At 49.4% G+C, this 16431-nt stretch carries 13 protein-coding genes; 5 read left to right on the top strand and 8 right to left on the bottom strand.

What is annotated here, in order from left to right:
• From scpB to ACYVI9_RS15410, 4 genes are all read right to left on the bottom strand, one after another.
• Positions 1-931: SMC-Scp complex subunit ScpB (scpB, locus tag ACYVI9_RS15425; RefSeq protein ID WP_460766157.1), on the bottom strand; the 931-nt coding region annotated here is incomplete at its 3' end.
• Positions 932-979: 48 nt separating this feature from the next.
• Positions 980-1861, bottom strand: coding sequence for an ATP synthase F1 subunit gamma (gene atpG, locus ACYVI9_RS15420; RefSeq protein ID WP_460766155.1), 882 nt, complete (start codon positions 1859-1861; stop codon positions 980-982).
• Positions 1862-2062: 201 nt separating this feature from the next.
• The gene (gene ccsA / locus ACYVI9_RS15415) at positions 2063-4672 is read right to left on the bottom strand and encodes a cytochrome c biogenesis protein CcsA (protein ID WP_460766152.1); all 2610 of its coding nucleotides are present in this window, start codon (positions 4670-4672) and stop codon (positions 2063-2065) included.
• An 11-nt stretch (positions 4673-4683) separates the two neighbouring features.
• On the bottom strand, positions 4684-5127 hold the full coding sequence (locus tag ACYVI9_RS15410; protein ID WP_460766149.1) for a cytochrome c maturation protein CcmE domain-containing protein: 444 nt from the start codon (positions 5125-5127) through the stop codon (positions 4684-4686).
• Between the two features lie 258 nt (positions 5128-5385).
• Between ACYVI9_RS15410 and ACYVI9_RS15405 the strand changes: the two genes are divergently transcribed.
• From ACYVI9_RS15405 to ACYVI9_RS15385, 5 genes are all read left to right on the top strand, one after another.
• Positions 5386-6993 carry a carboxyl transferase domain-containing protein gene (locus ACYVI9_RS15405; RefSeq protein WP_460766147.1) on the top strand — a complete coding sequence of 536 codons (1608 nt, stop codon included), beginning with the start codon at positions 5386-5388 and terminating at the stop codon, positions 6991-6993.
• Between the two features lie 64 nt (positions 6994-7057).
• Positions 7058-7849: an enoyl-CoA hydratase-related protein gene (locus ACYVI9_RS15400; RefSeq protein WP_460766144.1), complete on the top strand. Its 792-nt coding sequence runs from the start codon at positions 7058-7060 to the stop codon at positions 7847-7849.
• 63 nt (positions 7850-7912) lie between these two features.
• The gene (locus ACYVI9_RS15395; protein ID WP_460766141.1) at positions 7913-9949 is read left to right on the top strand and encodes an acetyl/propionyl/methylcrotonyl-CoA carboxylase subunit alpha; all 2037 of its coding nucleotides are present in this window, start codon (positions 7913-7915) and stop codon (positions 9947-9949) included.
• Between the two features lie 11 nt (positions 9950-9960).
• Positions 9961-11106, top strand: coding sequence for an acyl-CoA dehydrogenase family protein (locus ACYVI9_RS15390; protein ID WP_460766139.1), 1146 nt, complete (start codon positions 9961-9963; stop codon positions 11104-11106).
• Between the two features lie 11 nt (positions 11107-11117).
• Positions 11118-12047 (top strand): beta/alpha barrel domain-containing protein, encoded by a 930-nt coding sequence (locus ACYVI9_RS15385; RefSeq protein ID WP_460766136.1) that lies wholly within the window; start codon positions 11118-11120, stop codon positions 12045-12047.
• Positions 12048-12099: 52 nt separating this feature from the next.
• Here the strand turns inward: ACYVI9_RS15385 and ACYVI9_RS15380 are convergent, their stop codons facing one another.
• The 4 genes from ACYVI9_RS15380 to ACYVI9_RS15365 all read right to left on the bottom strand — a co-directional run bounded on the left by ACYVI9_RS15380 (position 12100) and on the right by ACYVI9_RS15365 (position 16117).
• Complete coding sequence (locus ACYVI9_RS15380; RefSeq protein ID WP_460766133.1) at positions 12100-12861, bottom strand: hypothetical protein; 762 nt, start codon at positions 12859-12861, stop codon at positions 12100-12102.
• 109 nt (positions 12862-12970) lie between these two features.
• Entirely contained in the window at positions 12971-14821 is a 1851-nt protein-coding gene (yidC, locus tag ACYVI9_RS15375) for a membrane protein insertase YidC (protein ID WP_460766131.1), read from the bottom strand.
• Between the two features lie 189 nt (positions 14822-15010).
• Positions 15011-15499, bottom strand: coding sequence for a hypothetical protein (locus ACYVI9_RS15370; protein ID WP_460766129.1), 489 nt, complete (start codon positions 15497-15499; stop codon positions 15011-15013).
• 453 nt (positions 15500-15952) lie between these two features.
• Positions 15953-16117 carry a hypothetical protein gene (locus ACYVI9_RS15365; protein ID WP_460766126.1) on the bottom strand — a complete coding sequence of 55 codons (165 nt, stop codon included), beginning with the start codon at positions 16115-16117 and terminating at the stop codon, positions 15953-15955.
• Positions 16118-16431: the final 314 nt, after the last annotated feature.

Genomic DNA, 16431 nt, shown 5'->3' with positions numbered 1-16431 from the left:
CATCCTCGTCATCATCATCATCCTCGTCGTCGTCATCATCCTCGTCATCATCATCATCCTCGTCGTCGTCATCATCCTCGTCATCATCATCATCCTCGTCGTCGTCATCATCTTTTTCGTCGTCATCGTCGCCATCATCTTCATCATTATCGTCTTCGTCAAAGCTTTTCTCCTCTTCCCCGCCTTCTGTTTCTTCAATAGGATCCTGATCGACATTTTCCTCCTCCCCTTCGGCCGCTGCTGCTGCATTCGGGGTTTCCTCGTCACCGGTGGCATTTTCCACCAGTTCTCCGCTTTGGGTTACTGCCAGCGGATTCTCGGCATCCTCTTCGCTGTCCTGGTCGGAAGCAGCGGCGCCGATCACCGTAGGTTCAATCAACTGTTCAGCCAGTACCTCTTTTATTCTTGGTAATTCATCGGAGGAATTGATCCCGAAATAATCCATAAAGGATTTGGAAGTGGTATAGACCAGCGGATGACCGGGAAGTTTTTCATTTCTTCCGGAAATCACGATCAGTTCCTTTTCCAGCAATTTCTGAATGGCATAATCTGCACTAACACCTCTGATCGCCTCGACCTCACCCTTGGTTACCGGCTGCTTGTAGGCAACGATCGCCAGGGTTTCCAGTGCAGCGGCGGATAGCCGTTTCATGAACTTATCGCCATTCAGCTGGGCAATGGTCTTATGGTATTCTTTTTTGGTCAAGAACTGCCAACCACCTCCACTCTGAAACACTTCAAACGGGTAGAACTCGGCAGCATATTTTTCCTGTATCCCTTCCATGGCTGATTCCACCTGATCCAGGGTAATCTTATCTTCCATAAATCCGAAAGCATTGTTCAGCAATTCGGTCAGCTCCAGTGGCGGCAGGGGCTTGTCACTGGCAAAAATCAGCGCTTCAATATGGGGAATCAGTTCAGCAATATCCATGGGATCTCTTTAAGGTTCAATCTCAAAATTCGGACCAGCGACCTGTTACTATCCCTGCAATGCCGCTGCGCCACTGACGATTTCAGTAAGCTCGGTCGTGATCGCGGCCTGTCTGGCACGGTTATAAGATAATTTCAGGCTCCGCAACATTTCATTGGCGTTTTCACTGGCCTTATCCATTGATGTCATACGGGCGCCATGTTCGGATGCATGGGAATCCAGGACGGCCTTATACAACTGGGTATTCAGGATCTTGGGCATCAGCTCGGTTACCAGCTCCTCTTTATTGGGATCAAAAATAAAATCAGATTTAGCAGCGCCTGCCTGTTTCTCCACTTTGGGAATGGGCAAAAATCTTTCTGCTGTAAATATTTGAGTTGCAGCGTTTCTGAACTGACTATATACAATTTCAATTGCATCAAACTCCTTGTCCGTATAAGCCTTCATTGCTGCTTGTGCAATCTTCTGTACATTTTCAAAACTCAGGTTCAGGAATATATCCTTATGGGCATCACTGGTCTTATAGCCCAGTTTGGTCATGGCCTCATAGCCCTTTTTACCCAGGTTCCAGATGGTTACCTGACCTTTGTCCTGCTGTAACTGGTATTTCTGCTGAATCAGGGCACGGGCCTGCTTTACCACATTGGAGTTAAAGGCACCGGCCAGGCCACGGTCGCTGGTGATGACAATCAGGAGGACTTTATCAATCGGTCGCTCTTCGGCCAGGGCAATGGACAAATCGCCATCACTGTTGGAAACAATATTGCTGAGTACGCCCTGCAGTTGTTGTGCATAAGGACGCATCTGCAGGATGGAATCCTGCGCACGACGAAATTTGGCAGCACTTACCATCTTCATTGCCTTGGTAATCTGCTGCATACTCTGTACCGAACTGATCCGGTTACGAACTTCTTTTAACTGGCCTGCCATTCTTTGGATTCTTTGGTTTTCAGGGCGCAAAAGTACAATCTAAACGCCAATTTTCCATGGAAAATATAAGTTGTGGATAACCTGAAGGGAGCCCCTGGCACCCTGACGGCGCCTTCCGGCTACACTAAGTTCGGGGAGCGCACTGCTCCGCTCTTGTTAAGGGTAGATTCCAACGCAGCAGCGGGTTCAAAAATACCTCGATCAACTGGCCCTGGAAAGCCGGCGACCTCCTTTTTGCAGGGAAACCCGGCGCACCAGGCTGACCACACAACCAATCACCAGGAAGACGATTCCACCCCAGACCAGGTTGATATAGGGGAATTTATAGGCCTTCAGGGTCACATATTCCAGCACATCATTGGATTCTTTTACGCCAATAGTAGCGGATCCATTACCGGCGTCCTGCAGTTCGAGAACCAGACTCTGGCTCATGATGGTGTCCTGGGACTGAAACTGGCTTTGATTCCCTCTTTTGACCAGCAGCAGATCTGATTGATAGGAAGGCCCGTTGAGTTCCTGCACCCGAACGGAAGCGGTATATCCGCTGTCGGTTTTTTCAAACTGGGCAGAAGGCAGCCTGTCCCGGCCGGCGAGTTTTTCCAGGATCATATACCCCTTGCTATAGAAGACGGTATCGCCCACATGGACCAGATTGGGCTTGAAGCTGATGGTATCATCGCTGCCATCCGGTTTATAGAAGGAGGAGACATAGGTAAATATATCGTGGCCCAGGTAATGCTTGGAAGATGGATTGGCCATCAGTCCCTCATTGCCTTTATAATTAACAAAAGCGTCGGGCAACAGTACAAATTCCTCATTATCCTTCTTGCTCTTGAAATGGATTTTAAAATAAGTCTGTTCTTTTTTGGGGTGTGCGGAATCTCCCAGATAAGTGACCATATAGTTATTCATCTGCATGGGCACCCCTTTTACCAGGGTCAGGTTCTCGCCGGTCTTCTCTTTGCTTTCCTTGGCGAAGGGCACGGCAATGCCACTGGTATTCAGGGAAAGGACTTCTTTTTTACCCGCGGAAAGGATCATTCCTACCAGCATCAGCCCAAAGCCAAAATGCGCAATGGAGCCACCGCTTTTCTTCAGGTTCCCTTTCATACCCGCCCAGATATAGGCGGCATTGGCGATGGTTGCATAAATACAGGCCGTCAGTGCGATCCAGATATTGATCAGGAAGCCCATACCATGGATCTCATAGTTCACCTGGATGACAACCAGGACAAATACCGCCGCCAGGGCGCTGATAATGGTGGGCAACAGTATCCTCTTCCAGAAATACCGGGCTTCGGTTCCCTTGTATTTCAGGTACTGGGTAACGGCGGTTAACAGGCCAATCACAAAGGCAACCAGCACCTGGATTTTATTATAATCAAATTCACTTTGCTCGCCGGGGGCCATATTCTTGTTGAAGAGCTTATTGATTACCGGCAAAGAAGTCTGGAAGATAATGATCATGGCTGCCAGGAAAAAGACCATCGAGCCGATAAACATCCAAAACTCACGGGAGGAAACACTTTCTTCCTTTTGGGTAGCTGGTACCTGACGGTTCATCAGCACGATAAAACAGGTAATACCTGAGAGGATCACATAGAGTGGTAATCCCGGGACTTTCTCGGCCAGGAAATAAGTGGCCAGCGATACCAGCAGGGTCACGCCGGCAATGATCCAGCGTTGCCGCAGTTTGGTCGCAGCAAAAAATGGTGCCAGCCAGACAAATACAATCAAAAACAGAAACAGCTGGCCGTTCATACCGATATCCGCAAAAGCGTGTACGGAAGAATCGCCCAATACCCCGCTTTTGGTCAGGAAAGTGGAATAAACAATAAATATAAATGACAGGGCCAGAAACAGGAAACAGGAACGCAGTGAATAGCCCGTATGTTTATAGATCAGCAGGGTATGCAGCCCTGAAACCATGATCATCCAGGGTACCAGTGAAGCATTTTCCACCGGATCCCAGGCCCAGTAGCCTCCGAAGTTCAGGGATTCATAAGCCCATTTCGCACCCATCATAATACCCAGTCCCAGAAAAGCGACCGAAAACAGGGTCCAGGGGATCACCCGGTTGACCCATGCCTTTGTATTCCCGGTCCAAAGGCCGGCCATGGCAAAGGCAAAGGGAACCAGCGTGGACGCAAAACCCAGAAAAAGTATCGGTGGGTGAATGACCATCCAATAATTCTGCAACAGGGGGTTCAGGTCGTTACCGTCCTGTATCATCGTCAGGTAATCAGGGCGTATGGGCTGACTGAGATCAAATCCCAGGTGCATAGCGGGCGCCTCATCCAGCAGGCCGGATTCCCGAAGCAGCAGGAAGGGATTGGATCCGATTTTTACATCGAAAATATAAATGCCGACGATCATGGTCGCCAGAAAGAACTGGGCCAGGCTGACAACCGTCATCACAGGCGCCTCCCATTCCTTCTCTCTTCTGATAATGATCAGCCCCAGTACAGCCTGCCAGAAAGTCCAGAGCAAGGTACTGCCTTCCTGACCTTCCCAGAAGGCACTCATCATGTACTTGAATTCCAGCGAAAGGCTGGTATGTTGCCAGGCGTATTTATACTCAAAAAGATGATGATAAAGAATATGCAATAGGGCTGCGAAAATGACCAGTACAGCTAATGCTTCGGCAAAAAACGCATAGCGGCCCAGCAATAACCAGCCCTTTTTTTGATCCGCCGGTGCCTGTACTGATTTAAAATATGCAAAGGTCGCTGTCAACGATGCCACCAGCGAGACCAGGATAAAAAAATGACCTATTTGTCCCGGCAAAAGGTGTTCGCCTGAATACTCCATACCTAAAGATATTATTGTTTAGCTGCTGCGGTTGCCGGACCTGAATTATAAGAAGTCTGATTGTTTCCGGGATGTTTGGAAGGATCCTCATCCTTGTATTTACTCGGACATTTGGTCTGGATGCTCTGGCAAATAAATTTTCCGTCTTCATATTTCCCCTTCATGACCAGTCTTTCGCTCAGTTCAAAATTCTCGGGTTTGGGATTGTGATAGATCACATTGACCTTATCTCCCAGACTATCAACGGCTGTAAAGGATAAATAATTGGGATTCTTAATGGCGTCGTATTCCATCGGCGCTGATTTATCCCAGCGTGCCATCAGGTGAACAAATTTACCGGGCTTGGATTTGGCAATGGCCACGGTATCATATGTAGTGGTGGTCTGTAGGAAACTTACCAGTACGGCAATGGCTGCAGCTGTAAGTACCAGTAAAACAATATGGATTTTTTTCATGTCTGCCCTGAAATTTGCGCAAAATTACGACAATATAAGCTGTTTTTAGACTAACAACCCGTTTAGTATTTTGTTGTAAAAAACTAAAATTATTCCGGGCCCGTCAATGCTGCCCTCCGTTCCATCCAATGGCAGGTCAATGTCTACCTTACGCCGCTTCGCGAAAGGTGCCCCATTCAAAATTTTGGCTAACAACTGTTAGTATATCAGAAAATATCCTTTATTTCGTGTATCTTATGCATTCATAATACGATCAACTTGTACCCCATTATCTCCCATATCGACCCCCATTCCGCTGATTTTCTGGCCAACCGGGAAGTTTACAGCGGTATCATCCAGTCGTATAACAGCCGTCTGGAAATGCACCGGCCCGGTGCAGACCACCCGACAGTGGTCAAACATAAGAAAAGAGGCAAACTGCTGGCCCGCGAAAGGGTACAGCTCCTGCTGGATCCCAATACCCCCTTTCTGGAACTCTCACCGCTGGCAGCATTGGACATCATGGAGAACCAGTTTCCCGCAGCAGGGATAATCACTGGTATTGGCCTGGCCGGTGGCCGGGAGATCATGATCATTGCCAACGATGCGACAGTGAAAGGGGGCACTTATATGGAACTGACGATTAAAAAGCACCTGCGGGCACAGCAGATTGCCTGGGAGAATCATTTGCCCTGTGTCTACCTGGTAGATTCCGGGGGTGCCTACCTGCCCACCCAGGACAAAGTATTTCCGGACCGCGAGGATTTTGGCCGCTTTTTTTATAACCAGGCCCGGATGTCGGCAGCCGGTATCGCCCAGATTGCTGTTGTGATGGGCTCCTGCACGGCAGGAGGTGCTTATGTTCCGGCCATGAGCGACGAAACCATCATCGTGCGTGAGCAGGGAACGATCTTTATCGGAGGCCCACCCCTGGTGAAAGCCGCCACCGGTGAAGAAGTAACGGCAGAGGAACTGGGCGGTGCTGACGTACATACCCGGATTTCGGGAACCGCTGACCACCTGGCGGAAAATGACCGCCATGCACTTAGCATCTGTCGTCATATCCTGTCCACCCTGCCGCCGCCCCGAAAACAGCCCCTTGACATCCGACCGGTAGAAGCACCGCTGTATCCGGCTTCGGAACTCTACGGTTTGCTTTCGCCGGATTTGAAAAAACAGGTAGACGCCCGGGAGCTGATTGCCAGACTGGTGGACGGAAGTCGCTTTCAGGAGTTCAAGACCCGTTACGCCCCCACCCTGGTCACCGGCTTTGCCCGGATCATGGGTTTTCCGGTGGGCATCATCGCCAATAACGGTGTCCTTTTTGGTGCTTCGGCACTCAAAGGCGCGCATTTTGTAGAGCTCTGTGCCCAGCGCAACACCCCGCTGGTTTTCCTGCAGCATATTACCGGTTTTATGGTGGGCAGGGAATATGAACATGGCGGCATCGCCCGGGACGGCGCCAAAATGGTCCATGCCGTCGCCAATGCAGCCGTGCCCAAATTTACGGTTGTTACCGGAGGTTCCTTTGGTGCCGGCAACTATGCGATGTGCGGCCGGGCATATGATCCAAGATTTTTGTTTATGTGGCCGCATGCAAAGATTTCTGTGATGGGTGGCCAGCAGGCAGCCGGGGTACTCAGTTCGGTGAAAGCCGCTCAGTTAAAAGCCGCGGGCAAAACCTTTGACGGTGCGGAACGGGAAGCACTGGAACAATCGATCCTGGAAAAATATGAACGGGAAGGCTCGGCTTATTACAGTACGGCCCGTCTTTGGGATGACGGCATCATAGACCCGGCCCATACCCGGGAGGTCCTGGGCCTTTGCCTGGCCAGCTCCCTGAACCGGATCTGGGAACCTACCCGTTACGGAATATTCAGGATGTAGACGGACAAAGCCGTTCAAACGAAAAAAATAGTATTTGACAACTACTTTAATTAAAACCTAGAGGATGAATCATTCGACGATTGAAATTGAAGCCAGCCGGCAGGTGACAACCATCTGGCTGAACCGTCCGGAAACCCGTAATGCCATCAATGGCCCAATGATCATGGAACTGATCAGTGCCTTTACCGAAATTGCCGAAAATCCTGAAACCCGGGTAGTCGTATTGCGTGGCCGGGGGCCCAGCTTTTGTGCCGGTGCCGATTTAAACTGGATGCAGCGGGTAGGCGGCTATGAACACGAGGAAAACCTGGCGGATGCTTTTCAGCTCGCCCGTTGTTTTCATACCATATATGCCTGTCCACTGCCCACCATCGCAATGGTACACGGCGCCGCCATGGGCGGTGGCAACGGACTGCTGGCAGCCTGCGATTTTGCATTGGCAGGCACCGATACCCTTTTCGCCTTATCAGAAGTCAAACTGGGATTGATTCCCGCAACCATTGCGCCCTATATCATCCGGCGGATCGGGGAATTTCCGGCCCGGGACCTGATGCTGACCGGACGCCGATTTAATGCTACTGAAGCCGCCCGGCTGGGGTTGATCAATGCTGCACTAGCGGATAATGAAGCGGAACGTCATCTGGAAAATACCATCAGTCAGCTGCTGAGCAGCGGACCGGAAGCCGTCAAACATTGCAAGCGGCTGATCTGCCGGCTTGTCAATGAAGTCAAAGAATCAGATATCATGGAATACACTTCCCGTGAAATCGCCGAGCTCCGGGAAAATGAAGAAGCCCGGGAAGGCATGACAGCATTCCTGGAAAAAAGAAATCCGAACTGGATTCCGGAGCAATAGCCTGGCCTTTCCCGCAATATCAGTGCAGCACATTTGCTTACTGGTTTACCCAATGCCAAAGACATGAAGCCGATCAAAAAAATATTAATTGCCAATCGCGGGGAAATCGCCCTGAGGATCCAGCGTACGGCAAAGGAAATGCAGTTATCGACGGTGGCCGTCTATGCGGCACCGGATGCCCATGCAGCCTTTGTACGGCAGGCCGGTCAGGCTATATTGCTGGAAGGCGACCGGCTGGCAGATACTTACCTGAATATCCCCAAAATTATTGATGCAGCCCTTCAAACCCATGCTGATGCCATACATCCGGGTTATGGGTTTCTATCGGAAAATGAAAAATTTATAGAAGCCTGTGAACAGGCCGGCCTGATTTTTATCGGCCCTTCTGCAGCGGCTGTGGGTCTGATGGGTCATAAAATCCGCGCCCGCGAGGCTGCCACGAAAGCGGGTGTACCTGTACCGCCCGGACTTACCGGCAGCCCTGAAGAACTGATGGAGCAACATAGGGCCATAGGCTTTCCATTGCTAATTAAGGCGGCTGCCGGTGGAGGTGGTAAGGGTATGCAGATCGTCCAGACAACGGCCGCACTTCGGGATGCCCTGGAGGCGACGGCCCGGGAAGCCGAAAGGTATTTTGGTGATGGGACCATCTATATGGAAAAATACATCGAAACCCCCCGCCATATCGAAGTCCAGTTACTGGGTGATCAGCAGGGAAATCTCATTCATTTATTTGAAAGAGAATGCACCCTGCAACGCCGGCACCAGAAAATAATCGAAGAAGCACCTGCGCCCGGCCTGGATCCATCCCTGAGAGCAGCTATCTGCAATGCTGCCCTGGACCTGGGGCGCAGCATGGGCTACTATAGCGCCGGCACCATGGAATTCTTACTCGATCCTGACGATAATTTTTATTTCCTGGAAATGAATACCCGTATACAGGTAGAACATCCTGTAACGGAACTCACCACGGGCATCGATATTGTCGCCTGGCAAATCCGGATTGCCGGCGGCAAGGGACTTTCCCTGCAGCCAACTGATATCCGGCAGCAGGGTCATGCGATTGAATGCAGGATATATGCCGAGGATCCGGGGCAGCAATTTCTGCCGGCGCCGGGGATAATTGAATTTTACCAGGAACCGCTCCTGTCACCGCAAATGGATGCAATACCCGCCCCGCAGGAGGACCGGGTTCGGCTCGACGGCATGGCATTGAAATCGGGCGACCGGATATCGCCGGACTATGATCCGATGATCGCCAAACTCATTGTAAAAGCCGGAACAAGAGAAGCCGCCCGTACATTGGCCCTGCAGGCCCTGGAACAGTATTTGATTACGGGCATCCGGACCAATATTTCCTTTCTGCACGGACTGCTGCAACAGCCTGAATTTATTGAAAACCGGATGCATACCCGGATGCTGGATGAAAATACAGCAGCGATTATGGATCGCATCCTGGCGCCGGTCAGTCCTGAAATCCGCCGAATGATCCTGGCAGCCGGCCTGTTGGTCAGCCTCCGCCCCCCGCCTGAATCCTCTTCGATCTGGCAACAGATCGGCTTTCATCTCCAGCCGCATTCCCTGGAACTGCTGCTGGACGAAGAGCCTTATCACCTGCGACTGGACCATTATGATGCAGCACAGTTCACTGGCAGTATTGACGGCGTCGAACTGCAATTGCGTCTGGAGCAGCAGCAGGGTGTTCATTACCGGTTGCATCAGGGGGACCAAAGCTGGCCCCTGATGATCCACAGCCGACATCCGGCCCACTGTTGGATACAGTTTCAGGCCCGTCTGTTTGAGCTGCGAAGGCCTGATGTATTGGATCCCGATGCCCATTATGAAGCAGCAACCACCGGCGCCGAGACAGCAGGGCGCATTACCGCACCCATGCCCGGAAAAGTTGTCCGGGTCGCTGTGACCGAAGGACAGGAGGTCCGACAGGGACAGCTCCTGTTGATCGTGGAAGCAATGAAAATGGAAAACAATATTCTCAGTCCGATCGATGCCCGGGTGGAAAGCCTGCGGGTAAAGGAACAACAGCAGGTAACCAATACCGAACTGCTGATACAGCTCTGCCCGGCAGAGGCGCAACATTAAATTTTGCAACTATGGATTATAATATAAGTGAAGAGCACCAGATGATCCGGCAAATGGTCCGGAGTTTTGCAGAAAAACAGATTCAACCGGTAGCGGCTGAACTGGATGAACAGGAACGTTTTTCCAGCGAGCTGACCGCTGCCATGGGTGAACTGGGACTCTTTGGCATGTATATCCCCCAGCAGTATGGAGGCGGGGGTATGGACTATCTGTCCTATATAATTGCAGTGGAAGAAATCGCGCGGGTAGATGGATCCCAGGCGGCCACCCTGGCCGCACACAACTCCCTGGGCATGGGACCGATTTTTTACTATGGCACCGAGGAACAAAAACAAAAATACCTGCCGCCGCTTTGTACCGGAAAGGCACTCTGGGCATTCGGGCTTACAGAACCTGAAGCCGGCAGTGACTCGCGGGCTTCCAAAACCACGGCGCAGGTGGAGTCCGATCACTGGGTGATCAACGGCAGCAAAATCTTTATTACCAACGGATCGGCCGATATCAATATGGGCGCTACTGTACAGGCCCTCACAGGTGAAAAGGACGGCCGAAAAACCTTTACGACCATCATTGTAGATAAGGGCACAGCCGGTTTCAGTCAACAGACCATGCATGGCAAAATGATGTGGCGGGCCAGTGATACGGCGCAGCTGTTTTTTGATGACTGCCGGGTGCCTCTGGACAATACCCTCGGTGAAACTGGAGCGGGCTCCAGAATCATGTTGGAGACCCTGAACTCCGGAAGACTGAGCATAGCGGCCATGGGACTGGGCTGTGCGCAGGGGGCCTATGAAGCGGCGCTGCGCTACGCCCGCGAGCGGCAGCAGTTTGGCAAGACGATTGCCTCCTTCCAGGCGATCTCCTTTAAGCTTGCCGATATGGACATGAAAATTGAACTGGCGCGGACCTATTTGTATAAAGCCTGCTGGTTAAAAGACAATGGCCAGCCTTATATTAAAGAAGCAGCCATTGCCAAATTATATTGCTCAGAGATCGCCAAAGAAGTAGCCGATGCGGCCGTTCAGATCCACGGTGGTTACGGACTCATGAAGGAATACGGCGTGGAACGTTTCTACCGTGATCAGCGGCTCTTGCAAATTGGTGAAGGCACTTCGGAAATACAAAGAATCGTTATTGCCAAACAAATAGGACTTTAGCAGTAAGAATTATGGAAACTCCTGTAACAGATCATTCTCCCGACAACCGGGTACTGTCCCGGCCGATATCTATGCCGGTCATGCATGTAACCGAATGTCCCCGGGATGGCCAGCAGGGACTGGACTATATCATCCCGCCCCCACAACGGGCCCGGTATATCAATGAGCTGATGACCGCGGGCTTTGACATTATTGATTTTGGTAGTTTTGTTTCACCGAAGGCCGTGCCGCAAATGGCTGGTTCGGCTGCCGTACTCGAGGCCATTGACAAAACCATCAGCCCCACCCGCCTGCTCGCTATTGTAGGTAACCTGCGGGGTGCCGCAGAAGCGGCCGCACAGGAGAAACTGGATATCATTGGTTATCCTTATTCTGTCAGTGAGACCTTTCTGCGAAAAAATATCAATGCGGACGCACAGGAAGCGTTCCGGATTTTGCAGGACATTCAAGAAGCCGCAGATAGTGGATCCAAAGCCTTGCGGGTTTATATCAGCATGGCCCTGGGTAATCCTTATGGTGACCCCTGGTCCGAAGACCTGGTGGCCGATCAGGTAGGATTGCTCCTGGCAAACGGCATCCGGCAGATTACGATTGCTGATACTGTGGGCAGCGGCAGTGCCGCGGAGATCGGCTCCTTATTGAAAAAACTACTGCCGGCTTTTCCCCAGGCAGAAATAGGGCTGCACCTGCATAGTCTTAACGGTGATGCCTACGCGAAAATTGAGGCGGCCTGGCAGGCCGGATGCAGGCATTTTGACGGAGTGATCAATGGCTGGGGCGGATGCCCGATGACCGGTTTTGAATTGCTGGGCAATATCAATACCCTTGAGATCCTGCGTTTCTGCGACGAACATCAGATTTTGAGTCATGTAGATCCTGACAAAGTCAGGGAACTGGCTGACCGCTATGGAAATTTTAGGGGCCTGGCAACAGCAACCTGACCAGGACCCAATCGGTCCTATTCGGGTCAAAAATACCCTTTGAACTTTCTATTTAATTTTTTGGAAGGTTTTTAGAAAACGTTGAATAGGACATTACCCGGTAGCCGGTTTTAGGCAGGTCAAATTTGGCCAGCGGTATCACGGTAAATTCAATATTGGACACGGTATAGGTCACCCGGGCATCTCCCCTGGTTGCCTGATACTGGAGCGCCAGTCCCGGCAGGTTTTTATTGATATACTGAAAATCGCTGTTCAGCAAAATCAGATCTCTGGAAAAATATACGGTAATAACAGAACCGTCCGCAAGTTTTGCAGTGGCTTTCTGACATTTATAGCCTGCGATCTCCTTAAATTCATTTTCAATTGTATAGGTCAGCCCTTCGTATTTTTTATTGTCAGCCTTCCATTCTGCTGCAGTATAGGTGATCATGAATTTTTTATCCCCGTAATCCTTGATATTTGTGGCTGTACCCGTTTTGGCATCATAAATGGTGGACTGTGTACCCAGTGAACTGATAAAATCTGAACGGCTGAGGTTCCCTTTCAGATAAATAATATTGGTGGCACCGTCCAGCATATCTGCCGCTTTGGGCTTGTCATTATTGGTACTGATGACCACATCATAATAAATCGTGGCCTCAGAAAGCTTTTTCTGCGCCGCCACCACGCCGCTCAGCCAGAGCAGGCTCAGGGTCAACAGGAAATACAGGATTATTGGTCTGGATTCGCGACGATGCGCTACGATACCGGCGCCGGGTGCGCCCGATACGCAATGAGGCTTATTGTTGTGAAATATCATTTTGAAATGCGACATATCAGGGTTAAGACGTTGCAATATAAACATTACGTTGCGTAATCCGTATTTTTCCCGGGGTTCCACCCCTTCATGGGCAAAAAAATCCGGGCCAGGGCCCGGATTATCATTATTTTCTCTTGTTTTGTTGTTCTTTAATCTGACGTTGCTGTTCCTGCATTTGTTCCAGTCTTTCCTGCCACTTTGACTTGGTCTTGGGCTTTTTTCGAGTCTCCTGTATTTTAGCCAGCACTTTATCGTGGTCGATGATATAGTTCTGGATAATAAACTGCAGGATAAGGGTAATTACATTGGATACGGTATAATACCAGGTAAGGGCTGACGGCAGTTTATTGAAGAAAAATAACAGGAACAATGGCATGATGTAAGGCATGTACTTCATCATCGGATTGTTCTGGTCCGGCGTCAGGCTCATACCATATATGGATATCAATAAACTGGTTACGGCAGCCAGAATATTAAACAGGCTCAGGTGATCTCCCAGCAGGGGAATATTGAATCCAAAATGAATGGGTGCATCGTAGGCAGATAGATCCGCTGCCCAGAGAAATGGAATGCCCCGAAGATCCACGCTGGAGCTGAAGAAGGCATACAGGGCGAAGAATATCGGAATCTGTAGCAATGCCGGGATACAACCGCCCAGGGGATTAACACCGGCCTCCCGGAACAGTTTCATCTGTTCCATACTCATGGCCTGTTGATCACCCGCAGTTTTTTCTTTCAATTTGGCAATTTCCGGGCGAAGCGCCTTCATTTTTGCCCCACTCAGATAACTTTTATAGTTCAGCGGAGAAATAACAATCCGGATCATCAGCGTCAGCAGGGCAATGATAATACCAAAGCTACCCACAAAACTCTTGAAAAAATTAAAGATCGGTATGATTACAAACTGGTTGATCGGCCTTACAAAGGCATACATTCCCTGGCCGAGGTTCACGAGTTTACTGAAATTTTCGGGGTATTTTTTCAACATATTATAGTCTGAGGGACCATAGAGAATGCTCAGCGGCACTTTAGCAGTACTACCGGCAGGCACATCCAGTTGCATATGGGCGGTCGCCTGGGCTACTATATGACTTTTCTCATCTGCTGGCGTCTTCCAGTCCATGCGGCCGCCTTTGAAATGATCATTGGCTACCAGGAAAGTATTAAAGAAACGTTGCCGCACCCCAATCCAGTTTACCGCGTCATCAAACTCCACGCCTGATTTCTTACCGATGGTATGGTAATCAAAAGCGCCTCCTTCTATATAACCTACTTGAGTATTCTGGCGTTCAAAAGAAAGATCACTCTCCTGCTGATGGGCTTCATATTGCCAATCCAGGTTGAGTTGGCCCTGGGTTAAGAGTGTTCCGGGCTGGGCCAGCAGAATATTAAAATCGATTTTATAGTCATTGGGATAAATGACGAACTGATGGGTAATATAATTAGCGGCCTGGCTGCTGTCTCCGCCGGTCAGCTCAAAGCTCACGATCTGTGCACCCGAGGGACCGGGGGTTAGTTTACCGTTGCTGAAATACAATTCACCCGTCTGTGCGGTTTGATTGGCTGCCGTATTAATGGCATAACTGATCTGGTTAAATTCAGATCCGCCCAATACGACCGGCTTACCCGTCTCTGCATTTTTGAAATGCTTCAGTTCGACGTATTTGGGCTGACCTCCTTTATTGGTAAATCCGATTTTAAAAAGCTCGTTTTCAGCGACTACCAGCGCCTCTGTACCGTCAGAAGCATGCTGAAAGATGCCTGATTTAGCAACACGGAGTTGAGAATCCGCTTTCTGCGCATCCAGCCGCATTGCGGCTGTATCCAGTTTGGGTTGCATGGCTTTGGCAATAGAATCCTTGGTTGCCTGCTCCTTCTGGAAGGAAGCCTGTTGCTTGCTGTTGTAAAAAAAATAAAAGAAAAAAAGTACGGCCAGTAACGCAAAACCAATGACTGTATTCCGATCAAACTTCATTATCAGGTATATTTTTCACTGAAGAACCCCTTCAGAGAGGCGCAAAGATAAGCAAACTGAAAAGAATAACCGAGGGTCCTGCCAACTATCAGCAAACAATTATCTTACAAGGATTTACCCCATGAAAACACCCTAAAAAAAACCGCTTTCAATGGATGAAAGCGGCCTTTTACTTTTTGCTAAATGCTACTATCTTTTTTGAAAATCATATACGATATAGATCGTTTTACCTTCAAATTCGACCGGGCTCATAGCCGTAAACCCGTTTTCATCGAATCCGGTGACTTCCATGGAATAGCCTTCTTCGACATCTTTGGAGTCTTTCTTACGGACGCCGTCCATTCTTTTAAAATTAAACAGCGTCTTACCGTCACGGACACGTTGAGACCATAGAATCTGACGTTCACCTCCGGCGCAATCAGCCGCCGCAATATTATAGGTGCCATAACCATTATTGGGAAGGGTCCACTGACTGCCTTCAAAGCATTTTAGGGCTACATCATCGAATGCGGTAACATTTAATTTGGCATCGCCGGCACCTTCAACGGTAGCCGAAACAATTTCCCAGTTTCCCTTAAAATCTTTTCGGGGTGCAATGGCATTTTTACTGCTGGAGCAGGAGGCCAGAAGAATAATTACCGCCCCCATCAATAGCTGCAGTTGTTTCATTTTTGTCATAAAATTTGCTTTTATCTTTAATAGTATGCAATTGAGATGCCAAAATTTAATACAGGACGAAATTTCACCCCGAAAAGTTGTATTTCAGTGATCTGGGCGTAGATGTAACCGCCTCCGGCGCCAATTATTGATCGTTATAGAGGAGCAGATCGGCACCTGCATAGCTTACTTCAAGTAAGCGGACTTTTGCCGACCCAGGGGATCATAGTAAAATTCCAACTGCCGGCCTGTCGGGGTAATGACTTTTTGCAGCATGCCGCCTGCCGACCACTCATAAATCCAGCCCGTACCACTGCGTTTGAAATCCAGACCCCGCGTCCGGGCAAACACCGTATGAACTACCGCACCGGGATTGTCATTGCTTTTAAACTCCTTGAAGATGATGTTGCCTTCCTGATCATACTGTTTGCTTACTTCGTATCCATCCTGTACTTCTTTAATAACCCGCCCTGCTTAATCACGCAGTAGCCGGATATGGCTGTTCTCATTGATGGCTTCGGTCAGCTGGCTGTCGGGATTGTATTTATAAGCCGCCATGCTGCCATCGCTATGTTCTTCTTTTACGATATTGCTCAGGCCATCATAATTATAACGGGTCCACAGCCGCGCTAGCCGCAATACCTCAACTACCTATACATTCTGAAATTAATGATAAAACGCAGGATTTCATATATATAAACTCAGCAGTTTAAAGAGAGGAAAAGTTAATCGGCTATTGATCGAAATTATTTTTCCCTTGACGCTCAATCGCTTCTTTTTTACCTAAAGAGACTCTAATTATAACACCAACCGCATCCGCATAACACTGAAAATCCATAGTAGCTAATTTAATGTGTATTAAGTTTTTTTCTTCTTGGTCTTTTACCATTCAAATTATAATCATACTTGGCTACAACTTTGCCACCTTCCATTTCAGTCTGAATTATATGGCC

This window comes from Niabella terrae (assembly GCF_054783135.1).
The sequence above is the reverse complement of the archived record's forward strand: the minus strand, read 5'-3'. Positions and strand labels throughout refer to the sequence as shown.

What these genes read in the sequence shown, in the direction of transcription:
- atpG (WP_460766155.1), bottom strand. Translation starts at nt 1,861, where the DNA reads ATGGCAGGCCAGTTAAAAGAAGTTCGTAACCGGATCAGTTCGGTACAG.
- ccsA (WP_460766152.1), bottom strand. Translation starts at nt 4,672, where the DNA reads ATGGAGTATTCAGGCGAACACCTTTTGCCGGGACAAATAGGTCATTTT.
- ACYVI9_RS15410 (WP_460766149.1), bottom strand. Translation starts at nt 5,127, where the DNA reads ATGAAAAAAATCCATATTGTTTTACTGGTACTTACAGCTGCAGCCATT.
- ACYVI9_RS15400 (WP_460766144.1), top strand. Translation starts at nt 7,058, where the DNA reads ATGAATCATTCGACGATTGAAATTGAAGCCAGCCGGCAGGTGACAACC.
- ACYVI9_RS15395 (WP_460766141.1), top strand. Translation starts at nt 7,913, where the DNA reads ATGAAGCCGATCAAAAAAATATTAATTGCCAATCGCGGGGAAATCGCC.
- ACYVI9_RS15390 (WP_460766139.1), top strand. Translation starts at nt 9,961, where the DNA reads ATGGATTATAATATAAGTGAAGAGCACCAGATGATCCGGCAAATGGTC.
- ACYVI9_RS15385 (WP_460766136.1), top strand. Translation starts at nt 11,118, where the DNA reads ATGGAAACTCCTGTAACAGATCATTCTCCCGACAACCGGGTACTGTCC.
- ACYVI9_RS15380 (WP_460766133.1), bottom strand. Translation starts at nt 12,861, where the DNA reads ATGTCGCATTTCAAAATGATATTTCACAACAATAAGCCTCATTGCGTA.
- yidC (WP_460766131.1), bottom strand. Translation starts at nt 14,821, where the DNA reads ATGAAGTTTGATCGGAATACAGTCATTGGTTTTGCGTTACTGGCCGTA.
- ACYVI9_RS15370 (WP_460766129.1), bottom strand. Translation starts at nt 15,499, where the DNA reads ATGACAAAAATGAAACAACTGCAGCTATTGATGGGGGCGGTAATTATT.